Source organism: Nocardiopsis halophila DSM 44494 (assembly GCF_000341245.1).
In the GTDB taxonomy this organism is placed as follows: Bacteria; Actinomycetota; Actinomycetes; order Streptosporangiales; family Streptosporangiaceae; genus Nocardiopsis_A; species Nocardiopsis_A halophila.
The window spans coordinates 1-5,146 of sequence record NZ_ANAD01000045.1 but is presented as its reverse complement, the minus strand read 5'-3'; the positions used below and the strand labels follow the sequence as shown (position 1 = coordinate 5,146).

At 71.7% G+C, this 5,146-nt stretch carries 6 protein-coding genes; all 6 read left to right on the top strand.

Annotated features, from left to right (window positions below):
- Positions 1 to 627: tyrosine-type recombinase/integrase (locus tag D450_RS0105715; protein ID WP_017537718.1), on the top strand; the 627-nt coding region annotated here is incomplete at its 5' end.
- A gap of 20 nt (positions 628 to 647) precedes the next feature.
- Positions 648 to 1,436, top strand: a complete 789-nt coding sequence (locus D450_RS0105710) for an exodeoxyribonuclease III (protein WP_017537717.1) — start codon at positions 648 to 650, stop codon at positions 1,434 to 1,436.
- Positions 1,437 to 1,468: 32 nt separating this feature from the next.
- On the top strand, positions 1,469 to 2,245 hold the full coding sequence (locus D450_RS0105705; protein ID WP_017537716.1) for an alpha/beta fold hydrolase: 777 nt from the start codon (positions 1,469 to 1,471) through the stop codon (positions 2,243 to 2,245).
- Positions 2,246 to 2,418: 173 nt separating this feature from the next.
- Positions 2,419 to 2,706, top strand: a complete 288-nt coding sequence (locus D450_RS0105700) for a ribbon-helix-helix domain-containing protein (RefSeq protein WP_017537715.1) — start codon at positions 2,419 to 2,421, stop codon at positions 2,704 to 2,706.
- Entirely contained in the window at positions 2,703 to 3,104 is a 402-nt protein-coding gene (locus tag D450_RS0105695) for a hypothetical protein (protein WP_017537714.1), read from the top strand. The genes D450_RS0105700 and D450_RS0105695 overlap by 4 nt, the downstream gene beginning before the upstream one ends.
- Positions 3,105 to 3,856: 752 nt before the next feature.
- Positions 3,857 to 5,146: amino acid permease (locus D450_RS0105685; protein WP_039820170.1), on the top strand; the 1,290-nt coding region annotated here is incomplete at its 3' end.

The following is a 5,146-nucleotide window of genomic DNA, read 5'->3' as shown; positions in this document are numbered from 1 at the left end:
CCGGAGCGGTTGCTGGAGGCGTTGGCGGCGGGGTGCCGTCGGGCGCGGGATCCGTGGCCGGAGCGGGACATGGCGGTGATGGCGCTGGCTCTGCTGACGGGGTTGCGGTCGGCGGAGATGCTGGGGCTGCGGGTGGAGTCGGTGGGCGGTCGTCCGGGTGAGCGGCGGGTGCGGGTGGTGGGCAAGGGGGGCCGGACGCGGTCGCTGCCGATCGAGCCGCCGTTGGAGGCGTTGTTGGAGGCCTATCTGGCTTCGCGCGAGGCGCGGTTCGGGGTGCGGGTGCGGGGCGGGGATCCGCTGCTGGTGGACAACCGGGGCGAGGGGCTGCGCCGGGGCGGTCTGCAGTACCTGGTGCGGCAGTGCTACAAGCATGCGGGGGTGAACGACCGGGTGGCGCGGGGGACGCTGGTGCATGCGCTGCGGCACACCTTCGCCACGCGGTTGGCCGAGGACGGGGCGTCGGTCACCGAGATCATGCGGTTGCTGGGGCATACGTCGTTGACGTCGTCGCAGTCCTATATCGATGTGACGGCGTCGGCGCAGCGGGAGGCGGCGCGGTCGAACCGGACCTATGGGGTCCTGCGGCGGTTGTCGGAGGGTGCGGGTGCCGCGGAGGGGGCGCACTAGGGTGTGGGGCCGTGTCTTCGGTGATTTCGACGGTGAATGTGAACGGGTTGCGGGCGGCGGCGCGCAAGGGGTTCTCGGAGTGGCTGGGTGCTTCGGGGGCCGATGTGGTGTGTCTGCAGGAGGTGCGGGCGTTGGCCGAGCAGCTGCCGGCCGAGGTGGCGGCTCCGCAGGGGTGGCATGTGGTGCTGGCGCCGGGGGCGGTGAAGGGGCGTGCGGGGGTGGCGGTGTACTCGCGTGCGGATCCCGATGCGGTGCGGGTGGGGTTCGGCGCGGAGGAGTTCGCCGGGTCGGGCCGGTATGTGGAGGTGGACGTGGGGGCGGTTTCGGTGGGGAGCCTGTATCTGCCCTCGGGTGAGGTGGGTACGGAGCGGCAGGCGGAGAAGGAGCGGTTCATGGAGGCGTTCTGGCCGTATCTGGTGCGGCGGCGGGCCGAGGTGGAGGCTGCCGGGCGTGAGCTGGTGGTGTGCGGTGACTGGAACATCGCGCATCGGGAGGCGGATCTGAAGAACTGGCGGGGCAATCGGCGCAGTTCGGGGTTTCTGCCCGAGGAGCGGGCGTGGTTGTCGCGGGTGTTCGACGAGGCGGGGTATGTGGATGTGGTGAGGGCTTTGCATCCGGGTGTGGAGGGCCCGTACTCGTGGTGGTCGTACCGGGGGCGGGCTTTCGACAACGATGCGGGGTGGAGGATCGATTACCAGGTGGCCACGCCGGGGCTGGCGGCGCGGGCGGAGCGGGCGTGTGTGGAGCGTGCGGCCTCGCATGATGCGCGTTGGTCGGACCATGCGCCGGTGACGGTGTCCTATTGCTGAGTGCGGGCCGTTCGAAGGGATGGGATGTCGGCATGGGCGTTGCGATCGTGTTGGTGCACGGGTTGCGGGTGTCGGGGAGCATGTGGCGTCCGCAGGTGGAGCACTTGCGGGAGGAGGGGCGCCGGGTGGTGGCGCCGGATCTTCCGGGGCACGGTGAGCGTCGGGGTGAGGAGTTCTCGCTGGGGCGTGCGGTGGATGCGGTGCTGGATGCGGTGGACGGTGTGGGGGGCCGTGCGCTGCTGGTGGGGTTGAGTCTGGGGGGGTTTGTGTCGATCGCGGCCGCGGCGGCGAGTCCGGGGCGGGTGGCCGGGTTGGTGGCGGCCAGCTGTACGGCGCGGCCGGCGCAGTCGTTGGCGCAGGTGTACCGGATTCCGACGGCGTTGCTGGATGTGCTGCCGGACAAGGGCGAGTCGGTGAACGAGCGGTTCCATCGGTTGACGCTGCGCGGTGAGGGGGCCGAGGCGGTGCTGGGCGGTGGTCTGGCGATGGAGGCGGCGCGGTCGGTGATCGATGAGATCGCGGACATGGACGTGTTGGGGGCGTTGGGGGCGTATCCGGGGCCGGTGTGGTTGGTGAACGGTGCGCGGGATCATTTCCGGATTCATGAGAAGCGGTTCATGGACGCGTGTGCGCAGGGGCGGTTGGTGAACGTTCCGCGAGCGGGGCACATGGTGAGTCTGGATCAGCCGTTGAATTTCTCGCGGTTGGTGGCGGATGCGGCCGATGTGGTGTCGGTTCGGGAGGGGCGTCGTCCGGTGGAGGGCGGTGAGGGGCAGGCGCGTGTGCTGGAGGGGCCGGCGTCGGGGTGAGGTGCGCGGCTGCGGTTTCGTGGTGAGGGGCGGCTTTCGGGCCGCCTCTTTTTTGGTGTGTCGGTGGCGGTGTCGGTGGTTTTCCTGAGGTGGGGGTGGGGAGGCGGTAGCTTCGCGTCGTCTGCCCGGCCGGTTTCCAGGGTCTTGGGCGGACGAGTAAGTATGATGAAAGTATGAGCGAGGTGAAGAAGCGCGTGACGGTGACGTTGGACCCTGAGCTTCTGGCGTGGGCGGAGCAGGCGGTGGAGGCGGGCGAGGCGCGGTCGGTGTCGTCCGTGGTCAATGAGGCCTTGGCCGACAAGCTCCGACGGCAGGAGAACGCGGGGGTGCTCATCGAGCAGGACCTGCAGCAGGCGCGCGAGCGCGACCCGGAGGAGTTCGAGCGCGCCATGGAATGGGCGCTGGGCCTCACCGGTGAGTCCCGGCCCCGTGAGGCCGGCCCGGATGGGGCGGCGGCGTGATCGGCGGGAAGATCCTGACGGCTTCGGCGATCTCGTCGTGGGTGGAGGGGTCGGTGTACATGTCGGCGCTGGTGGGCGTGGCCAAGCGCAAGGTGGTGCCCCTGCACGTGCCCGCGTTGGCGCTGGTGCAGGCGCTGAGCGGGCTTCCGGGTGAGCGCGCGGAGGCGGCCCGGGGGCGCCTGGACGCACCGGTGTTCACCTTCGGCGCCCTGGGGCGGGGTGAGGCCGAGGCGGTCGCGCACCTGGTCACCCGGTGGCAGGGCACCGGCCTGTCCCCCGCCGATGCCCATGTGATCTGGGCGAGTTCGGCGTACCGGGGGTGGCCGGTGGTGGTGGCCCACGGGGCCAAGGCGTGGGAGTCCTGGCTGCCCGATGTGGCGGTGGAGCAGGTTCCCTAGGCGCGGCCCATCGGCGGAGGACGGCGGCGGGGCCGGGGGTTCTCTCTCCCGGCCCCGCCGTGCGGTCTGCGGTGCGCCGCGGGGTTCCGTGGCTGCGTCGGTTCGGCGGCGCGGGGGTGAACGCTGTGGTCCCAGGGGAGGAAATGTCGTCGGGTTCGGCCGATTCGGCCGCGCGCGGGGGTGCGGGGTCGCTACGTTCGGTTCTGGCGGGGGCACGGTGCGTCCGCGCTTTCGCCGGGACGCTGTCGGTGACGACGGGGCGGTTGATGAGGCCATGAGCGCACGCGAGGATCTTCTGTCGGCTTTGGACCAGGGGCGGATGAGCGACGCCCACGCCTACCTGGCGNNCAAGCCGCTGTGGCGGGACGGGCGCATCACGCGGCCCGGGGGCAGGTCGCGCCAGCACATCCTGCTGGCCAAGGAGACGCTGCGGTCGGCGGCCCGCAACGGGGTGCTGACCGAGGAGGAGGCCGAGAAGGCGATGCGGCCGCTGCGCGGGCCCGGCGAGGGGGACACGGGCGCGCCGGGGTGAGGCGCGGCGCCGCCGGGCGGCGCAGAGCGATGATCTTGGTCACTTTCGGGTGCGGGGTCGGCCGGTGCGGGGCCCCGGTGCGGTGCCGGGGCGGCTGCACGGCGTAGCCTCGGGGGCTGTGACCTCGCACGATGATTCCCCCGAAACGGGGCCGACGACGACCTCTTCCGCTCAGGGCAAGGGCAGGCCGGGCCTGGCGCACACCCCGCCCCCCCGCCATATGGCGATGATCGCCATCGGCGGTTCTGTGGGCGCCGGCCTGTTCATCGGCTCGGGTGCGGTGATCCATGCCGCCGGGCCGGCGGCCGTGGTCTCCTATGCCATCGCCGGTGCGCTGGTGCTGCTGACGCTGCGGGCGCTGGGCGAGATGGTGGTGGCGCGGCCGGCCTCCGGCTCCTTCTCCGACTATGCGCGCCTGGCCCTGGGCCCGCGCGCCGGGTTCGCCATCGGGTGGCTGTACTGGTGGATGTACTCGGTGCTGGTGGCGGCCGAGGCGGTGGCCGGCGCGGCGATGCTCTCGGGGTGGGTGCCCTTGGACGGGTGGCTGCTGTCGCTGCTGCTGCTGGTGGTGATGACGGGGGCCAACCTGATCTCGGTCCGGGTGTTCGGGGAGACCGAGTCGCTGTTCTCGCTGATCAAGGTGGCCACCATCGTGGCGTTCCTGGTGCTGGGCGGCCTGTACGCGCTGGGGCTGTGGCCCGGCGGGGGCGAGGGGGTGACGCTGTCCAACCTGTGGGCGCACGGCGGGTTCGCGCCCAACGGGTGGGCGGCGGTGCTGGCCGCCGTGGTGGTGGTGCTGTTCTCCTTCGGGGGCGTGGAGATCGTGACGATCGCCGCCGGTGAGAGCGACGAGCCCGAGCAGGGGGTGGCGCGGGCCACGACCAACGTGCTGTGGCGGATCGCGCTGTTCTACATCGCCTCGATCCTGGTGGTGGTGGCGGTGGTGCCCTGGGACACCGCCGAGCTGCTCAAGAGCCCCTTCGTGTCGGTGATGGAGACGGTGGGGGTGCCGGCGGCGCCGCTGGTGATGGAGGTGGTGGTGTTCATCGCCGTGCTGAGCGTGCTGAACGCGGCGCTGTACACCTCCTCGCGGATGCTGCACGTGCTGACCCGGCAGGGGGATGCGCCGCGGGGGCTGGCGGCGGTGACCCGGCGGGGTGTTCCGGCGCGGGCGATCCTGCTGGGCACGTGCGTGGGGTACGCCTCGGTGGTGGGCAACTACCTGTGGGGCGATGCGGTGTTCGGGTTCCTGGTGGCCTCGATCGGCGCGATCCTGCTGGTGCTGTTCCTGGTGATCGTGGCCTCGCAGCTGGTGATGGGGGCGCGGATGAGGCGTGAGGAGCCCGAGCGGCTGCGGTTCCGCATGTGGGGCTTCCCGTACCTGTCGTGGGCGGTGCTGGTGGCGCTGGTGGCGGTGCTGGGCGCGATGGCGGTGCTTCCGGACCAGCGCACTCCCCTGCTGGCGACGCTGCTGTCGGTGGCGGTGGTGCTGGTGGCCTATGAGCTGCGG

Coding starts and splice junctions, on each gene's coding strand:
- D450_RS0105705 (WP_017537716.1), top strand. CDS start 1,469: ATGGGCGTTGCGATCGTGTTGGTGCACGGGTTGCGGGTGTCGGGGAGC.
- D450_RS0105700 (WP_017537715.1), top strand. CDS start 2,419: ATGAGCGAGGTGAAGAAGCGCGTGACGGTGACGTTGGACCCTGAGCTT.